We start from the raw sequence: 17478 nt of genomic DNA on the forward strand, positions 1-17478 counted from the left end.
ATAATTAAACTGTGTTCTGTTATTGGGTTACCTGCATCATTGCTCTGGTAATCTGATCTTCTTTCTCGCTGGCATACGTGGAATCGTATGGCTTCATCACATCAAAAAGATAACTGTAGAAAGGCGTAATACGCTGTATCTTGGAACTTTCGCGGAATGCTTTTTCCTTACCCATCTGCTCCAGATTTTTGATGAAGGTGTTGAATCGTTTGTCCACAGGTTCCAGAGATTTTACCAGATAAGCATAACCTTTATCGCGCTGTCCGCTCTTGTTATAGGCATCGCTCACTGCGGCCACCACCATGGAGTATTCCATTGTGTTGGTACGCATCTGACGGCCCACAAATTTCTGCTGCTCAGGAGTCAGACTGTTATAATAGTCATATTCCGCAAAAATTCCTTTCTTAAGCTGCTCTGCCAGTTTAAGACCTTTCTGTTCTTCGCCTGCAACTATATAGGCATAGGCAATGGAACTAAGTGAACGCGGATCACTGTATTTTGAAACCGGGATTTCACGGGATGCGAGGTCCAGTATTTCCAGTGCTTTCCCCTTCTGTCCGGCAAGTGCCAGTGCTTCAGCAGCTCTTCCGGCTGAATTTCGGTAGCCAATGATATTTGAGGTTGATGTCTGATCGAAGTGAACATCTGTATTCTTAAAATTACCCCACTTGAAGTTCTTCACCACATTATAAAGTGATTCGGGGTCTACACGGCCCATCTCGCCATCTTCCCTAACTGAAGTTTTAATTGGAACAAGTCTGTAGCTGAATCCGTCGTACTGCAGGTAATCATCCAGATAAAAGATATTCTCACTGTCATACACCCCTCCGTTGGAAAAGTTAATTGTACGGTTCCAGTCGAAATTAGCCAGGATATCCAACAGGATCAGGTTATTCTTGAACATGGTTCCACGTCTGTATTCAACAGTAATATTATCCACTGTTGAAGGCAAATCAGAAGCTTTTATAGCCCCGGATTTTACAGCATTTGCTTTATTTACCGGAATGACGAAACGGGAGACAGGGATGAAATTGAACTTCTCATATTTTTCCTGTCCGAAGAGCATCTTCAGCATTTCATCCTTTTCCGGACTTTTCATCTTTACAAATTCCACCGCCTCCTTTACGGTCATGGAATCCTGGGTGATGTATTTGGTAAATGGCGCAAATATGCTTTCGGGGGCCCCGTTCTGCAGTTGATTCTGGATGAAACCCTGAAGGTTTTCCGCATCAAAAACAACAATCTGGTCATTGGTCCCGTCGCGGTAATCATCATGTTTCAGGGTTCCAGGCACAGCGCTGGAATTGTAGGTACGGCGTTTCACCTGGTCAATATTCCATGGAGTTGAAAGCAGTGTAAAGTTCACCACCTTTACATCATCGCGGAAGCCTTCTGTTTCCTGCAGACCCCATACAGGGTAAGTATCATTATCGCCATAAACGAACAGGATATTGTCTTTCGGTAAAGATTTCAGAACCGACTGGGCATAATCATAAGCAGAATACCGCTCGCTGCGGTCATGCGGAACATAGTTCTGGAAACCCATCATAAACGGAATTCCAAGCAGGAGGATTCCTACAACAATGTTAGCAGCATTGGATTTTACCTTGGACTGCAGATACCACAGAATAGCAGCGGCACCCAAACCAATCCAAATAGCCAAAGCATAAAAGGATCCCACCATTGCATAATCCCTTTCCCTTGGCTCAAAGGGTTTTACACCGGTGTAGAAAATAATTCCGACACTTGTTAAAACAAACAGGGAAAGCAGGGCATAGAAACGTCCGAAATCACGGTTGAGATGAAAGAAAAATCCGATAATCGCCAGGATAAACGGCAGGAAATAGAAAGCTACGGTACTGTCATTTTTGAATTTAGCAGGTAATCTGGACTGGTCTCCCAGGAGGGCATCATCAATGAAAGAGATGCCGGAAATCCAGTTTCCGTTCGTGTTTTCCATATTGCCTTCCAGGTCATTCTGCCTTCCGACAAAATTCCACATCAGGTATCTGAAGAAATAATAATTATTCTGAAAACTGAAGAAATAATCGAGGTTTTGCGCCAGCGAGGGCTTCTGGACATTAATCAGATTGTAGGGACGTACTTCCAGGTAATCCGATACGCTTATGGAGCCGTCTTCATATTTTGCACGCAGCTCGTCAAATATTTTGCGTGCCTCAGGACTGTCGGCAATGTCTGGGTTGTCATAATTAAAGGAAAAATCAGGTGCACCATACATACTGATGTAATTGGCCATTACATTTTTATCATCGTTGAACATCCTCGGCATAAAACCAACATGATTTGGCGAGTAAACATAATTAAAACGCTCGCCCACGATACGGTAGCTGCCGGACTGTTCGTCTTTCTCATAAATATCGCCGGTCTTTTTGCTTTTGAAACTTCCGTCCTCATTTTTCAGGATACCGTTGGCGTCCAGACTGGCGGTATAGTTCTGACCGTAGAAGGTAGGCCAGTCACCATACTGCTCACGGTTGTAATAATCCAGCATACCGATGGCGGTATCAGGATTGTTAAGGTTCATAGGTGGGTTTGCATTGGCACGTATTGGAATAACAAGCCAGCAGGAGAATCCTATGATCATAAATACTAAGGATAATGAAGCGGTCTGAAGGATTCTGTTCCCCGACTTATTGCTGTAATTAAGTACGAAGTAGCATAACGCGGCCATAAGTATGAACGCAGCCACCGTTCCCGAATGGAAAGGCAGTCCGATACCGTTCACAAAGAAAATTTCCAGCTTACCGAACACGGTCATAATTACCGGGAAAATGATCTTGAAAACAAGGATCAGGACTATGAGTGTAAGTACGTTTGCAACTGCAAAGTTTTTCCAGCTGAACTCATAGTTACGTGCATAATAAATAAGACAAACTGCGGGAATAGCCAGCATGGCCATCATGTGAACACCCACAGAAAGACCTACAACAAAGAATATCAGGATAATCCATCTCTGACTGTCTGCCTGGTCATATTCATTCTCCCATTTAGTTATCAGCCAGACTATAAGCGCAATAAACATAGAGGTCATAGAGTAAACCTCGCCCTCCACGGCAGAAAACCAGAAAGTATCTGAAAATGTAAAGCAAAGGGCGCCTATGGCGCCGGCAAAAAGAATTGAAATCTCCTCGTGCACGGTCACTTCTTCAAAATCTTTATTCAGCAAACGGCGCACAAGATGCGTGATTGTCCAGAACAGAAACAGGATGGTGAAAGCACTGAAAAGTGCAGACATAGAATTGATGATAAGCGAATAATTGGCACCGTTACCGAAGGCAAATAATCCGGCTACGGCACCTACGAGCTGAAACAGAGCAGCACCCGGTGCGTGAGTTACCTCAAGTTTTACAGCAGATGCGATATATTCTCCGGCATCCCAGAAACTAAGATTAGGCTCTATTGTAGAAAGATACGTAACGAAGGCAATACCGAATATTACCCAGCCCAGTACGGTATTCCATTTTTTAAAAGTCCAGTTTTTCATAACAATTTACAAATCATGCGAAAATAGTATTTTTCCGCCATTTATCCTGCGTTTAAGATAATATTAAGTGGTGGCGCAGTATTTGTCTGCAATCAGCCGCCTTTAAAAGATTTTAGCAGCTTTAAAAGCAGCAGGAAATTATTTCATAATACTTTTTTTTTGTAATTTTGTCGATGGTTTTTTAGAGAAAAAATATATTTTAATGAGTAATGTTTACGATAATATTCTTGGCTTAATCGGAAATACTCCCATGGTAAAACTTAATGCGGTTACCAGGGAGATCCCAGCAAAGGTGTATGCTAAACTGGAGTCCTGCAATCCCGGACATTCTACAAAAGACCGGATTGCCCTGCATATCATAGAAAAAGCCGAGGAAAAGGGAATTTTGACACCGGATTCGGTGATTGTGGAAACGACCTCCGGCAATACCGGGTTCTCGGTGGCCATGGTTTCAATCGTAAAGGGTTATAAATGCATTCTGGCCGTAAGCGACAAGACAAAGGCAGAGAAAATTGCTTATCTGAAAGCGTTAGGTGCTCAGGTTTATGTGTGCCCGGCCAATGTTCCCGCGGACGATCCACGCTCCTATTATGAGGTCGCGAAAAGGATTGCAGCTGAAACACCGAATTCCGTATATATCAATCAGTACTTCAACGAACTTAATATTGATGCCCATTACCAGACTACAGGTCCGGAAATATGGGAGCAGACGGAAGGTAAAGTGACTCATTTGTTTGCATGTACAGGAACAGGTGGTACGCTCTCCGGATCAGCGAAATATCTTAAGGAGAAAAATCCAAATATTAAGATTATCGGTGTAGATGCGGATGGTTCAATACTTAAAGGTTACCATGAAACCGGTAAGATTAACCCATTGGATATCAAGCCCTATCAGATTGAAGGTATGGGTAAGAATCTGCTCCCTTCGGCATTGCTGTTTGATCAGATTGACCAGTTTGTTAAGGTTAACGACGAAATGTCGGCCTACCGGACAAGAGAGATCGCCTTAAAAGAGGCTATTATGGGTGGTTACACGTGTGGTGCCGTAACCCAGGGACTTATTCAGTATGCAGCAGCAAATAATTTCGGTCCTGACGATTTGGTAGTCCTTATCTTCCCGGATCATGGGTCCAGATATATCACCAAGGTGTACAGTGATGAGTGGATGGCTCAACAGGGATTCGTGAACAACTGCGTGCACAATTACGACGAGGTTTTCAAAACCGAATACATCAAATAAAACATCTCTTTTATACAGCCTTTTGCCTTGTGCAAAAGGCTTTTTTTTACGTTGCATTTTAGCTAACTTTGCAGCCAATATTTTTACAATAAACCCAAATTAAATGGTAGATATTTTTGAACGGATCAAACAGAATCCCGGACCACTGGGACAGTTTGCAGATTACGCAGAAGGTTATTTTGTATTTCCTAAACTGGAAGGACCTATAGGACCCCGTATGCAGTTTCAGGGACGTGAGGTTGTTTTTTGGAGTGCCAATGACTACCTGGGACTCTGCAACCACCCTGAAGTTCTGGAAGCCGATGCAAAAGCAGCTGCAGAATATGGAATGTTTTATCCGATGGGTGCCCGTGCAATGTCCGGCGAGACTGCCCAACACCAGCAACTGGAAAACGAACTGGCTGAATTTGTTGAAAAAGAAGCTGCCTACCTGCTGAACTTCGGGTATCAGGGAATGGTTTCCACAATTGATGCCTTGGTTTCCCGTCATGATGTAATTGTTTATGATGCAGATTCTCACGCCTGTATAGTAGACGGTGTGCGTTTGCATATGGGTAAAAGTTTTACCTTCAAGCATAACGACATGGCCAGTCTGGAGAAAAACCTGGCACGTGCCACCAAAGTAGCCGAGGAAAACGGTGGTGGAATCCTGGTGATTACCGAAGGTGTTTTCGGGATGCGCGGTATGCAGGGTAAAATTAAAGAAATTTGCGACCTTAAATCCAAGTTCAACTTCCGTCTTTTGGTTGATGATGCCCATGGTTTCGGTACATTAGGTAAAACAGGTGCCGGTGCCGGTGAAGAACAGGGCTGCCAGGACCAGATCGATATTTACTTCTCCACTTTTGCCAAATCAATGGCAGGATTCGGAGCATTTATTGCGGGCGACAAAGAGATCATCAGAATACTGAAATATAACCTCCGTTCTCAGGTTTTTGCAAAATCTTTGACAATGCCTATGGTAATCGGTGGGTTGAAAAGGTTGGAACTTTTGCGCACCAGACCTGAGATTAAGGAGAAACTTTGGGAAAATGTGAACAAGCTGCAAAATGGTCTGGCTGAACGAGGCTTTAACCTGGGTAATACCAATACCTGCGTTACGCCGGTGATGATGCAGGGATCCACAGTAGAAGCTACCATGCTTGTGAAGGACCTTCGTGAAAACTACGGTATCTTTACTTCAGTGGTGATCTATCCGGTGATACCAAAAGGAATGATCCTGCTGAGACTTATTCCAACCGCATCGCACACAGATGCTGAAATCAACGAAACACTGGATGCATTTGATGCGATCCATGACAAATTGACTTCCGGTGTGTATAAAGAACAGGAGAAGAAACTACTGGAGGAACAGGGTTTGTCTTTTAAAGCAGATTAGTCCTCATAAAAAATTTATGGAACCGTCTTACACCCAGTAAGGCGGTTTTTTTGGCTCTAAACCGGTCCGAAAACAAAGCGTATAAACTGATACAACCAGCGTATTGCTGATATCCTCTTTTTGGTATAACTTAGTTTGACCGTCAAAAACTTTTTACCATGGCCGTATTTATCATCAGCAACCGGGAAATCTCTCAGGTTAAGGAAGGAACAAAAACCGTATCCAAATTCTGTTTCGAAAGCCAGACAGGCACCTCCAGTTTCCGCATCGCCAAATTTATGGGCTTTAAGCCGCCATTGGCCGATGGCATAAGCAAGAAGGAATATAAAAATCTCCTGAAAACACATTCTGACAGTTCACATGAGATACTGTCTGATTACTTTGACTATGATTACCTACCGGTGAAGGAAGTTCTTCTGGAACTCAAACACAAAGGTAAGGCCTCACAGGACAAACTGAACCGGTTACGCGGCAGCCAGCGGATGTTTTATGAGTTCTACAGTACCATGCTGGAAACAAAATCAGGTAAGCGAGGGGATCTGCTCGTGTTCATTCATGGGTATTCGTATACGTTCAGCGATGAGTTGGAAGCCATTGAAACCCTTAAACGACAGTACATTGACAATCCCGAATCACCGGTGCAGAACCTGCTTTTGCTGAGCTGGCCGGGTTCAAAATCACTTTTTCCCTATACCTATATCGACGACAAGAGAAACTCTATAGACGCGGGAATGGTATTTTACAAGATGATGCTGAAATACAATGAATTCATCAAACAGGTGCTGGCCGATCCCGAACTCGATTTCTGTGGGCAGCGCATCCATCTGATGGCGCATTCCATGGGAAACCGGCTGCTGAGGAGCGCTTTAATCTGCATGAAAACCAGTGGTATTATGAAAGTCCTGGACCAGGTGCTTTTGCTGAACTCCGACATTTCAGTAAATTCATTTGACAAAGAAGATGAGTCACTTTACAAACTTACCAAACTGGCCAACCGGATTTCGGTATATATCCATAAAAGCGATGATGTTCTTTCCATCTCTACCCTATCCAAAAACATCCTCTCGCCCAGACTTGGCAAATACGGACCGGTGGGCATAAAAAACCTGCCGGATAACGTAGTAATTGTAGACTGTTCGCACACTAGAAATGATCTTGGAAGCAAGCTGCAAGATATTGCAGACCACTGGGGTTATCTCACCAGTTCGGAGGTGCAGCGCGATATTTTTGCTACGCTGAGAGGCGAACACGAAGAACTTATAGCACACAGGAATCTACATAAAAAACACGACCGCTACTTTCAGATCGGCGAGAGTCAGGCATAAAAAAAGCTCCATTTCTGGAGCTTCTGTTTTATTCGGATTCAGGATTCAGTCATTCTGCTAGAATGATGCCCTGGTTATTGTTGAATTCAATAACCCCGCTCTTCACTTTGAAAGAGTAAACGTTCTCCTTTTCGTTCTCGCGAACAAATTTCTCCGCATACTTTTCTCCGATGGAATCTGTAAAGATTCTGATCTTTCCGTTTATCAGAGAGGCAACAATGGCAGCATGGTCCTTCTTGATATGGAAATCACCGTTCTTTCCGGGAAGCAAAACGGATTTCACTTCGCCTTCAAAGACTACAAATTCCGGAGTTAAAATTTTTATGTTCATGTCAATCTAGATTTGAAGATTTCAGATTTCAGATTTCAGAAAGTCTAAGGTCTGAGATCTGATATCTTGTGTCTGATTAAGCGTTTTCCGCCAACATTTTCTGTCCTGCTTCAATAGCTTCTTCAATGGTTCCTTTCAGGTTGAAGGCTGCTTCAGGATACTGATCCAGTTCACCGTCGATGATCATGTTGAAACCTTTGATGGTATCTTTAATGTCAACCAGTGCTCCTTTCAGACCTGTAAACTGTTCCGCTACGTGGAAAGGCTGAGAAAGGAAACGCTGTACTTTTCTTGCACGGTAAACAACCAGTTTATCTTCTTCAGAAAGTTCTTCCATACCAAGGATGGCGATGATATCCTGAAGCGCTTTGTAACGCTGAAGAATTTCTTTCACTCTCTGTGCTGTATCGTAGTGCTCATCTCCAAGGATCTCAGGTGTAAGGATTCTTGAAGTTGAAGCCAATGGATCAACCGCAGGATAAATACCAAGGGAAGCAATTTTTCTGTCCAGTACCGTTGTAGCATCCAGGTGGGCAAATGTAGTTGCCGGAGCCGGGTCGGTAAGGTCATCCGCAGGTACGTAAACCGCCTGTACAGATGTAATGGAACCGTTCTTGGTAGATGTAATTCTTTCCTGCATCGCACCCATCTCTGACGCTAGCGTTGGCTGGTAACCTACCGCAGAAGGCATACGGCCAAGAAGTGCAGATACCTCAGAACCTGCCTGGGTGAAACGGAAGATGTTATCAACAAAGAAAAGAACGTCTCTTCCCTGTCCCTGCCCATCACCGTCACGGAAATATTCAGCAATGGTAAGACCGGAAAGTGCAACACGTGCTCTTGCTCCCGGTGGTTCGTTCATCTGTCCGAATACGAAAGTACACTTGGAATCTTTCATTTCTTCAAGATCAATTTTGGACAGGTCCCAACCTCCATTTTCCATGGAGTGCATGAACTCGTCGCCGTATTTGATAATGCCGGATTCCAGCATCTCTCTCAAAAGGTCGTTTCCTTCTCTGGTTCTTTCACCTACCCCGGCAAAAACCGAAAGACCACCGTGACCTTTTGCAATATTGTTAATCAATTCCTGGATCAGTACCGTTTTACCAACACCTGCTCCACCGAACAAACCAATCTTACCTCCTTTCGCATAAGGCTCAATAAGGTCAATTACCTTAATTCCGGTATAAAGAACCTCGGCTGATGTGGAAAGTTGGTCAAATTTTGGCGCATCTCTGTGGATTGGCAATCCTCCTTCTTTGGAAACCTCCTGGATTCCGTCAATGGCATCTCCAACAACATTAAACAGTCTTCCATATACGCCTTCACCTGTTGGCATGGTAATCTGCTTGCCCAATCCTACCACTTCCTGACCTCTCTGAAGTCCATCTGTAGCATCCATTGCGATACATCTTACTGTATCTTCACCTATATGTTGTTCTACTTCTAAAACTACCTTGCTGCCGTCTGTTTTGGTTATTTCCAGTGCGTCGTAAATATTCGGCAGTTCCTCCGCTCCCCTGAAAACGACGTCGAGAACCGGACCGATAATTTGAGAAATTTTTCCTTTAATTTGGTTTGCCATTGCTAAATTTTTTCGTTGTGCAAATATAATCAAAGTTCCCTAATCTGCAATTGGTTCAAAAGAAGATTTTTATCATATTTGCAACACTTAAATTTCACCCTTTTGAATATCGTCCGAAACTTATATGAATACCAGGAAAAAACACCGCTGGCACTGTCTATAGGTATGTTCGACGGGGTGCACCGCGGCCATCAGACCATCATAAACCAGCTCAATACTATTGGACATGAAAAGGGTTTGCAGTCGGCCATCCTCACCTTTTGGCCGCATCCGCGTACGGTATTCAACCCGAAGGATGACCTGAAACTGCTGAACACCATCGACGAGAAGATCTATCTACTTGAAAAGAACGGTGTGGAGCATCTTTTCCTGAAAGAATTTGACGAACATTTCCGCAATCTCAGCGGTGCCGAATTTGTAAAGCAAATCCTTGTAGAAAAGCTGAATGTAAAGCATCTGATCATTGGTCACGACCATACCTTCGGCAAGAACAAAAGCGGTGATTTTAATCTCTTGAAGGAAATGTCTGCCGAATGTGGCTTTGAAGTCCAGCAGGTGCAAGCTGTGAATTACCACGCCAAAAACATCAGTTCCACCCAGATCAGAAATGCACTGGCGGCGGGTAATGTAACGGAGGCCAACGATATGCTCGGCTATGTATTTTCGGTCTCAGGAACAGTGGTCAATGGAAGAAAGATAGGACGTACCATCGGTTATCCTACGGCAAATATTGAGACCGATCCCTTAAAGCTTTTGCCAAAAAAAGGTGCTTATATCGTGGAAGTCTTTGTAAAAAACCAAAAATACAAAGGAATGCTGAGCATCGGCACCAACCCTACCGTCAACGGCACTTCCCTGTCCACCGAAGTTTATATCCTGGATTTTAATGAGGATATCTACGGTGAAGAAATTTCAGTGAACTTCCGTTCCTTTCTGCACGATGAAATTAAGTTTGAATCCCTGGAAAAGCTGATTGAAAGACTGGATGAGGATAAGCTACTGACTGAAAAATTCACTTTTTAAGATCCCTGTACCTCTGTCTGCTTTTTCTTTGTCAATGATTTAAAGATAAGTTCATACGACTGATCGATCAACTGTAGGATCAATTCCTTTTTCAGGCCTTCGCACACCACCGAGTTCCAGTGAGTCTTGTTCATGTGGTACGCACCCGTAATCTGAGGATGCTGGGCTCGCAGATCGGCGCTCCATTCCGGGTCGGTTTTTACGGAAATAGTCAGTGGCTGCTGCTCCAGCGGGATCAGGAGGAACATTTTGCCGCCTACTTTAAGCACCAAAGTCTCCTTATCGAAGGGGAATGTTTCTTTCACTCCTTTTTTGGCATTACAATATGCCAGTATTTCGTCAATTTCCATAATGTGGTCTTGCACATCAATATTAATTAAAATTCCGTAAATTTCAGTCATAAGAACTAAGAACTGCAGATCAGAATTTATGAAAGCACTCATTATAGGAGCCACCGGCGCCACCGGAAAAGATTTGGTAAATCAACTGCTGCAGGACAGCGAATTCACTCGGGTGGTTGTTTTTGTGAGAAAACCCCTGACACTCCAGCATCCAAAACTTAGCGTACATATTGTCGATTTTGATAAACCAAACGAATGGAAAGATCTGGTGAAGGGCGATGTCGCCTTTTCCTGTATGGGTACCACACTGAAGGACGCTGGCAGCAAAGAGGCGCAGCGCAAAGTGGATTATGATTACCAACTGAACTTTGCCAAAAGCGCGAAAGAAAACGGTGTGGACGATTTTATTCTGGTGTCTGCCTATGGCGCGAGCCCAAAATCAAAGATCTTTTATTCCCGAATGAAGGGTGAGCTGGAGGAGGAAATAAAAAAGCTGCATTTCAATAAACTGACCATCTTCAGCCCCGGCATGCTGGACCGACATGATTCGGAACGTACAGGCGAAGTGCTGGGCGGCAAGATCATTAAATTTGCCAATAAACTGGGCATCCTGGAACAGCAGAAACCTTTGCCAACTCCCGTGCTGGCTAAAGCTATGATCAATGCGGCACGGATAAAATCCAACGGTTATTCCAAGATCAAACTGGGCAATATTTTCAGTTTTGCAGCAAAAAAGAACGGCTGATTGCCGTTCTGTGTATTATTTAAGGTGCTTTGTAATGGCGCCGTCGGTTGGTTTGGTTGTACTGATGTACGAATCTATAAGCTTACCGTTTTCATCAACAAGAAACTTCGTGAAGTTCCAAAGGATGGTGGTGTTTTTTACACCGTTCAGTTCTTTTTGGGTCAGGAACTGGAATAATGGCGCGGCATCATCTCCTTTTACTGAAACCTTAGCCGCCATCGGAAAGGTAACCCCGAAGTTTTTCTGGCAAAAGGCACCTATTTCTTCGTTTGTTCCCGGTTCCTGTCCGCCGAAATTATTGGCCGGGAACCCTATCACCACCAGCTTATCCTTGTAAGTGTTTGAAAGTTCTTCCAGATCAGCATACTGTGAGGTGAATCCACATTCTGAAGCCGTGTTGACAATCAGGATTTTCTTGCCCTTATAATCGGCGAGATCAATCTGTCCGCCGTCCAGGCTTTCCACTTTGTAATCGTATATACTTTTCATAGCATTTGATGTTTCCGGTGACTGTTCCTTTTTCATATTGGTGCAGCTCTGCAAAAACGCACCTGTAGCGAGAAGGAAGATGAATATTTTTTTCATGATTAATTGTGTCAGAATTTAAAAGTGTTGTCCGGGAAGACTTTGTTTGTCTCAATTTTATTGATCAGGATCACATAATCGCTGTCCTTTTTTGCGGATGAAGATTCAATCCTGAAAGGCATCATCAGACTGCCGATTTTCTTATAATCGCTGTACACCAGGCTTTCGTCTTTCTTCACTTCCTTCAGCAACTGGTAATTTTTTGTATCGAAATAATACAGGGAGGTATTTACATTTTTGGTAAGTTCTACTTTGTGGCAATAGATGTTACCCACTTTCTCCTTTCCAAGATATTTCGCCTCAAAACCTTTGCTTTCCCAGTCTATGAAATCATTGTCGAAGCTTGCAGCCATATAATTCGGATACTCCTGGAGTTTGTTATTGGCGTAATTCATGGCGTACCCTTTTTTACCGTCGTACCCTTCAATTGCGGTTTCTTTCTTTCCGACTATTATAGAAGTCTTTGTAAGATTAGGTCGCTGCTGGTAAATTTTAATAGGGTATTCGTCATTAATTCCGAGGGTTACTCTGCCCTGAAGCATTACGGTATTCAGGAGTTTCCAGTTGGTCAGCCCGCCTGTCAGTTCTATATTTTTGTCAATGATCTCCTTTGCGGTTTGTGCCGATACCATTCCGCACACCATTACCATCAGCACTACAATTATCTTTCTCATTCAGTCAGTCAAATATTTTTCAAATATATACTATTATTTATTCACCGATCTGCTGGCTTTTCAGGATTAGTTTGGCCTTTTCAAGATCTTCGGGAACATCAATTCCAACGCCTATAAAATCAGTTTCAATCATTTTGATCTTCATGCCATGTTCCAGGTAGCGTATGCACTCTATTTTCTCGGCAGATTCCAGCGGACTAATGGGCAAACGTGCAAACTGAAGCAGCGCCGACTTTCTGAAGGCATAAACGCCGATATGCTTATAATATTCTGTGGCGAAAGATCTTTCGCGCGCATACGGAATGACAGACCTGCTGAAATACATTGCAAATCCGTTCAGGTCGGTTATAACTTTTACATTATTCGGATTCTCAATTTCCTCCGTGTCCGAAAGTCTGATTTTCAGTGACGCAAGTGAAATCTGGTACAGCGGGTCATTTTTAAATACGTCAATGAGCTGTTTTAAAGGTTCAAGTTTAAGGAAAGGCTCATCGCCCTGAACATTGACTACAATATCACAGTCTATATTCTGAACAGCCTCTGCAATACGGTCACTGCCTGTTTCGTGCATGCCCGTTATCACCGCCTTACCACCAATTGCTGATATTTCGTTATAAATGATTTCTGAATCAGTAGCCACAAAAACTTCATCAAAAAGACCGGTGGAAATTACATTTCCGTAGGTGGTAGAAATCACAGTTTTGTCGCCCAGCAACTGCATCAGTTTTCCGGGAAAGCGGCTGGCTTCATAGCGGGCGGGTATTACGGCAATAATTTTCATCAGGGTAAACTTTTAACGTTAAGTTTTATATTTTTTCTGTGCCGTGGTTCATTCACTTAAAGCTTCAGATCCGCTTTTACCTGCACAATTTTGTGCTCCAGCTGCTTCAGTTTTAAACTGAACTCCGCTTCTGAATTTACGGAATCCTTTACAGAGACATAAAACTTAATCTTTGGCTCAGTCCCCGACGGGCGAACGCAAACTTTTGTCCCATCCTCCGTATACCAAATCAGGACATTTGATTTTGGAATATCATCCATGACGGATTTCATATCTGTAGCCACGTTGACCATGGACTGCTCCTGGAAATCCTTGATTTCGGCAACCGGCGAGCCGGCAATAGACTTTGGCGGATTCTCGCGGAATTCACGCATCATTTCCACGATTTCTTCGGCCCCGGTTCGGCCTCTTTTCACCACGTTGATGAGCCCCTCATAGTACATCCCGATCTCTTTATAGATCTCGATCATGTACTGGTACATTGTTTTGCCGTTGGCTTTGCACCAGGCAGCAATTTCGCATGCCAGCAAAATGGAGCCGCAGGAATCCTTGTCCCGCACGAAATCTCCGGTCATAAAACCGAAACTTTCCTCGCCACCACATATAAATTTCTCCTGACCTTCAAAATCACGGATCATCTTGCCTATCCACTTGAAACCGGTAAGTCCTACTTTGCAGTCTACACCGAATTTTTCGGCTACATCAAAAAAGACATCTGAAGTTACGATGGTGGAACCGATGAATTCCTTACCTGTGATCCTGCCCGCTTTCTGCCATTGATCAAGGATGTAATAGGTCAGGATAGTATTACACTGATTTCCGTTCAGCAGCTGCATCTCGCCGTCCAGGTTGCGGACCGCGATGCCAAGTCTGTCGCCATCCGGATCGGTACCGATCACGATATCGCCGTTGGTGATGCGCGCCAGGTCCATTGCCATTTCGAGTGCCGCAGGTTCTTCCGGATTCGGGGAAGCCACTGTGGGGAAGTTTCCGCTTGGTATCATCTGTTCCTTTACAAGGTCAATTTTGGTGAATCCGGCCTTCTTCAAAGCTTGAGGAACAGTGGTATACGTGGTGCCATGGATGGAGGTGAAAACGATATTCAGATTATCGTAACCTGTTTTATCCTCCTGGTAAAGCGAGTTTTCAATACAGGCGTCGATATAGACAGCATCCTGCTCCTCTCCTATCCACTCAATAAGTTCATCATTTCCGGTAAACTTAATCTCCTCAAATTTCACTGCGTAAACTTCTTTGATAATGGCCGCATCATGTGGTGGAACAATCTGCGCACCGTCGTTCCAGTACACTTTATAACCGTTATACTCCGGTGGATTGTGTGAGGCAGTGAGTACGATTCCGGCATTGCATTTTTTATCGCGCACCGTGAACGAAAGTTCGGGTGTCGGGCGGTGTTCTTTAAAAAGCAGAACTTTGATACCGTTGGCCGTGAGTACATCGGCGCACATCTTTCCGAATTCTTTGGAATTATTGCGCACATCATAGGCGATTGCGACTTTTATTTCCTCACCTGCAAACTGTGAATTAAGATAATTGGCAAGTCCCTGCGTGGCCTGACCAAGCGTATAACGGTTCAAACGGTTGGTGCCCACACCCATAATACCGCGCATGCCACCGGTCCCGAATTCGAGTTCGCGGTAAAAGGAGTCTTCAAGTTCGTCCGGATTTCCGGCAATCCACTGTTTAATGATTGATTTGGTATCGTCGTCAAAAGTATCGGTAAGCCAGAGCTGTGCTTTTTCTAATGTGGTCATTATTTTTTGTGTTTATGGTTATGAATGATGAGAGTTGAAGGCTGGAAGATGGAAGCGGGAAGTCGGGATTCATTTCCTACCCGAAAACTACACCCCTATTTCAGTTGGTTTCTGAATGCTACAATTTGGTTCATCAGGTTAAAAATTTGATTGTATAAATTAATAAATTTTTCGTCATTTATATACGTTCTCCTATTTGCTTTATAGAGACAGGTTAGCACTTCACCAAGCGAACGTATGGCACATCCTAAAAACTTTCGGAATTCAGCCGCCGACTGTAAAATAGAACCATCGGAAATATTTAAAGCAATAGAATCTGCCGCGGTGCATATTTGAGATGACAGATTATAGATTTCTTTTTTGGGTAAAGCTTCCTACAGCTGATTGATTTCTTCTCCTAAATCCATTGTTTTCTGCCAAATAATTAATTTGTCAAATTTAAAACTCATGGTTTAAGGTTAGACCGTTATTTTCTTCCTTCTCTCTACTTCCATCTTCCTTGCTCCATTCTACTCCAGCACTTTATTCTGCACATTTGCCGTTTTGTCAATTTTAAATGCACGGATAGGATCGTTATAGTAAAGAAACTTGGCTGTATGGCCTATTTTTCCTTTCAGCGAATCCTTAACATTTACTTCAGCATAATTTCCGTTCCGCGAGTCAATATTCAGGTTTGTAATCATCCAGTATGGGGCGATCAGATTGGCTGTATCAGCAATTTTTATCACCGCGTCGCGCGTTTTACCCTGAAAATTGGCGCGGCTGGTATTCCGCAAATCAATTTCAGCGCGGCGGGTATTTACAGAGCCGATAAATTTAGCATTATCTTTTAGGTTAAGCCGGAAATTGTCGGTTTTAATCTCGCTGGAAAGGGTCATTTCAGCAGAATCTGCAATTGCGATTTTCTCCGGGCTGTATTTGGAGTAAATGTTTATATTGTAAAAATCCACTCCCTGAGTCTCCCTTTTCTCCTCGATGAAAAGCGTCTTATCTTTTACGTTGATTCGCAGATTGTCCAGGATATTCGGATAGGTTTCCACATTCACAAAATTATCCGGCGACCGAAGATAGAACACCCGAAACTTCCCCTTCAGTTCTAATCTTGTGAACTCTTCCACCTTAATATCACGGCTTTCAATATCCCCTTTTGGCGAAATCTTTCCACAGGAAAGCAGGCCGAGCAGCAAAAGTATAAAAAAACAGTGTTTCATTTTACAGGTTTCTTTTACAGTACATTACAATACTTCGTCTATATGATAATGTTTATTGTCGCGCGTAGTTCTTATAATCATTTCGCCCAGGAAGCCCGCGATAAACAGCAGTGAGCCCATAATCATCATTGTAAGTGCGATAAAGAACCACGCATTGTCAGTCAGAAGATGACCGTAAATTCCGCGTGACACATCAATAAGTTTGGAAACTCCCAGCCACAGAGCGGACAGGAATCCGATGATGAACATTACGGTACCTACCGCACCGAAGAAGTGCATTGGTCTGCCGCCGAAACGGCTTACGAACCAAAGGGTAATCAAATCCAGAAAGCCGCGTACGAAACGTTCAGTCCCGAACTTGGAGGTGCCATAAGGTCTGGCCTGGTGCTGAACTTCTTTCTCCGTGATCCTGCGGAAACCCGCATTAGCGGCCAGCACCGGGATATAGCGGTGCATATCGCCATAAACGTCAATGGATTTTACAACCTGCTTTTTATACGCTTTAAGGCCGCAGTTAAAATCGTGAAGCTCTACGCCGGAAACTTTTCTGGCAGCTGAATTGAAAAGTTTAGAAGGCAGATTTTTGGTCATCACATTGTCAAACCTTTTCTTTTTCCAGCCTGAAACTATATCGTAATCCTCCTCTTTCACCATCTGATAAAGCTCGGGAATCTCCTCCGGGAAATCCTGCAGATCCGCATCCATGGTGATGATCACGTCGCCGTGAGCTCTTTCGAAGGCGGCGTGCAGCGCCTGGGATTTGCCGTAATTACGCGAAAACCGGATTGCATTGATCTGGGGATGCTGTACTTTCAGGTTTTCTATAATGCTCCAGGACAGGTCGGTACTGCCATCGTCTACAAACCAAACTTCATAGGTCAGGTTCGCGCCTCTGCATACTGTATCAATTCTGGAAAAAAGTTCTTCCAGGGATTCCTCTTCATTTAGTAAGGGGATGATGATGGATAAATTCATTGGG

General features: G+C 43.7%; 15 protein-coding genes and 1 pseudogene. 5 read left to right on the forward strand and 11 right to left on the reverse strand.

Annotated elements, in window-relative coordinates; all coding sequences use genetic code 11:
* Nucleotides 1–19 precede the first annotated feature (19 nt).
* A complete protein-coding gene (locus tag H1R16_RS01160) occupies nucleotides 20–3505 on the reverse strand; it encodes a glycosyltransferase family 117 protein (RefSeq protein WP_181886062.1) in 3486 nt (1161 codons plus the stop codon).
* Nucleotides 3506–3707: 202 nt separating this feature from the next.
* On the opposite strand from H1R16_RS01160, the gene H1R16_RS01165 reads away from it, so the two are divergent.
* The 3 genes from H1R16_RS01165 (at nucleotide 3708) to H1R16_RS01175 (ending at nucleotide 7448) form a co-directional block, all read left to right on the forward strand.
* A complete protein-coding gene (locus H1R16_RS01165) occupies nucleotides 3708–4745 on the forward strand; it encodes a PLP-dependent cysteine synthase family protein (protein ID WP_181886061.1) in 1038 nt (345 codons plus the stop codon).
* Nucleotides 4746–4848: 103 nt separating this feature from the next.
* A complete protein-coding gene (locus H1R16_RS01170; protein ID WP_181886060.1) occupies nucleotides 4849–6123 on the forward strand; it encodes an aminotransferase class I/II-fold pyridoxal phosphate-dependent enzyme in 1275 nt (424 codons plus the stop codon).
* 158 nt (nucleotides 6124–6281) lie between these two features.
* Entirely contained in the window at nucleotides 6282–7448 is a 1167-nt protein-coding gene (locus H1R16_RS01175; protein WP_181886059.1) for an alpha/beta hydrolase, read from the forward strand.
* A gap of 49 nt (nucleotides 7449–7497) precedes the next feature.
* On the opposite strand, the gene H1R16_RS01180 is transcribed toward H1R16_RS01175, so the two are convergent.
* Both H1R16_RS01180 and atpD read right to left on the reverse strand, forming a co-directional pair.
* On the reverse strand, nucleotides 7498–7779 hold the full coding sequence (locus H1R16_RS01180) for a FoF1 ATP synthase subunit delta/epsilon (RefSeq protein ID WP_158064034.1): 282 nt from the start codon (nucleotides 7777–7779) through the stop codon (nucleotides 7498–7500).
* Between the two features lie 76 nt (nucleotides 7780–7855).
* Entirely contained in the window at nucleotides 7856–9364 is a 1509-nt protein-coding gene (gene atpD / locus H1R16_RS01185) for a F0F1 ATP synthase subunit beta (RefSeq protein ID WP_181886058.1), read from the reverse strand.
* A 102-nt stretch (nucleotides 9365–9466) separates the two neighbouring features.
* Between atpD and H1R16_RS01190 the strand changes: the two genes are divergently transcribed.
* Nucleotides 9467–10387 carry a bifunctional riboflavin kinase/FAD synthetase gene (locus H1R16_RS01190; RefSeq protein ID WP_181886057.1) on the forward strand — a complete coding sequence of 307 codons (921 nt, stop codon included), beginning with the start codon at nucleotides 9467–9469 and terminating at the stop codon, nucleotides 10385–10387.
* Here the strand turns inward: H1R16_RS01190 and H1R16_RS01195 are convergent.
* Nucleotides 10384–10737 carry an MmcQ/YjbR family DNA-binding protein gene (locus tag H1R16_RS01195; RefSeq protein WP_181886056.1) on the reverse strand — a complete coding sequence of 118 codons (354 nt, stop codon included), beginning with the start codon at nucleotides 10735–10737 and terminating at the stop codon, nucleotides 10384–10386. The genes H1R16_RS01190 and H1R16_RS01195 overlap by 4 nt on opposite strands.
* A 79-nt stretch (nucleotides 10738–10816) precedes the next feature.
* Between H1R16_RS01195 and H1R16_RS01200 the strand changes: the two genes are divergently transcribed.
* Nucleotides 10817–11473: an NAD(P)H-binding protein gene (locus tag H1R16_RS01200; protein WP_181886055.1), complete on the forward strand. Its 657-nt coding sequence runs from the start codon at nucleotides 10817–10819 to the stop codon at nucleotides 11471–11473.
* A gap of 15 nt (nucleotides 11474–11488) precedes the next feature.
* Here the strand turns inward: H1R16_RS01200 and H1R16_RS01205 are convergent, their stop codons facing one another.
* From H1R16_RS01205 to H1R16_RS01235, 7 genes and pseudogenes are all read right to left on the reverse strand, one after another.
* Complete coding sequence (locus H1R16_RS01205) at nucleotides 11489–12058, reverse strand: glutathione peroxidase (RefSeq protein ID WP_181886054.1); 570 nt, start codon at nucleotides 12056–12058, stop codon at nucleotides 11489–11491.
* Nucleotides 12059–12069: 11 nt separating this feature from the next.
* A complete protein-coding gene (locus H1R16_RS01210; protein WP_181886053.1) occupies nucleotides 12070–12732 on the reverse strand; it encodes a histidine kinase in 663 nt (220 codons plus the stop codon).
* Between the two features lie 37 nt (nucleotides 12733–12769).
* Nucleotides 12770–13513, reverse strand: coding sequence for a 3-deoxy-manno-octulosonate cytidylyltransferase (gene kdsB / locus H1R16_RS01215; RefSeq protein WP_181886052.1), 744 nt, complete (start codon nucleotides 13511–13513; stop codon nucleotides 12770–12772).
* A 56-nt stretch (nucleotides 13514–13569) separates the two neighbouring features.
* Entirely contained in the window at nucleotides 13570–15288 is a 1719-nt protein-coding gene (locus H1R16_RS01220; protein WP_181886051.1) for a phospho-sugar mutase, read from the reverse strand.
* Between the two features lie 95 nt (nucleotides 15289–15383).
* A pseudogene (locus H1R16_RS01225) lies at nucleotides 15384–15647 on the reverse strand (four helix bundle protein); the annotation flags it as partial.
* A 150-nt stretch (nucleotides 15648–15797) separates the two neighbouring features.
* A complete protein-coding gene (locus H1R16_RS01230) occupies nucleotides 15798–16499 on the reverse strand; it encodes a GIN domain-containing protein (protein ID WP_181886050.1) in 702 nt (233 codons plus the stop codon).
* Nucleotides 16500–16523: 24 nt separating this feature from the next.
* Nucleotides 16524–17474 carry a glycosyltransferase family 2 protein gene (locus tag H1R16_RS01235; RefSeq protein WP_181886049.1) on the reverse strand — a complete coding sequence of 317 codons (951 nt, stop codon included), beginning with the start codon at nucleotides 17472–17474 and terminating at the stop codon, nucleotides 16524–16526.
* Between the last annotated feature and the right edge of the window lie 4 nt (nucleotides 17475–17478).

The organism is Marnyiella aurantia, assembly GCF_014041915.1.
Lineage (GTDB): Bacteria > Bacteroidota > Bacteroidia > Flavobacteriales > Weeksellaceae > Marnyiella > Marnyiella aurantia.

What these genes read in the sequence shown, in the direction of transcription:
- atpD (WP_181886058.1), bottom strand. Translation starts at nt 9,364, where the DNA reads ATGGCAAACCAAATTAAAGGAAAAATTTCTCAAATTATCGGTCCGGTT.
- H1R16_RS01170 (WP_181886060.1), top strand. Translation starts at nt 4,849, where the DNA reads ATGGTAGATATTTTTGAACGGATCAAACAGAATCCCGGACCACTGGGA.
- H1R16_RS01160 (WP_181886062.1), bottom strand. Translation starts at nt 3,505, where the DNA reads ATGAAAAACTGGACTTTTAAAAAATGGAATACCGTACTGGGCTGGGTA.
- H1R16_RS01175 (WP_181886059.1), top strand. Translation starts at nt 6,282, where the DNA reads ATGGCCGTATTTATCATCAGCAACCGGGAAATCTCTCAGGTTAAGGAA.
- H1R16_RS01230 (WP_181886050.1), bottom strand. Translation starts at nt 16,499, where the DNA reads ATGAAACACTGTTTTTTTATACTTTTGCTGCTCGGCCTGCTTTCCTGT.
- H1R16_RS01165 (WP_181886061.1), top strand. Translation starts at nt 3,708, where the DNA reads ATGAGTAATGTTTACGATAATATTCTTGGCTTAATCGGAAATACTCCC.
- H1R16_RS01205 (WP_181886054.1), bottom strand. Translation starts at nt 12,058, where the DNA reads ATGAAAAAAATATTCATCTTCCTTCTCGCTACAGGTGCGTTTTTGCAG.
- H1R16_RS01210 (WP_181886053.1), bottom strand. Translation starts at nt 12,732, where the DNA reads ATGAGAAAGATAATTGTAGTGCTGATGGTAATGGTGTGCGGAATGGTA.
- H1R16_RS01235 (WP_181886049.1), bottom strand. Translation starts at nt 17,474, where the DNA reads ATGAATTTATCCATCATCATCCCCTTACTAAATGAAGAGGAATCCCTG.
- H1R16_RS01180 (WP_158064034.1), bottom strand. Translation starts at nt 7,779, where the DNA reads ATGAACATAAAAATTTTAACTCCGGAATTTGTAGTCTTTGAAGGCGAA.
- H1R16_RS01195 (WP_181886056.1), bottom strand. Translation starts at nt 10,737, where the DNA reads ATGGAAATTGACGAAATACTGGCATATTGTAATGCCAAAAAAGGAGTG.
- H1R16_RS01220 (WP_181886051.1), bottom strand. Translation starts at nt 15,288, where the DNA reads ATGACCACATTAGAAAAAGCACAGCTCTGGCTTACCGATACTTTTGAC.
- kdsB (WP_181886052.1), bottom strand. Translation starts at nt 13,513, where the DNA reads ATGAAAATTATTGCCGTAATACCCGCCCGCTATGAAGCCAGCCGCTTT.
- H1R16_RS01200 (WP_181886055.1), top strand. Translation starts at nt 10,817, where the DNA reads ATGAAAGCACTCATTATAGGAGCCACCGGCGCCACCGGAAAAGATTTG.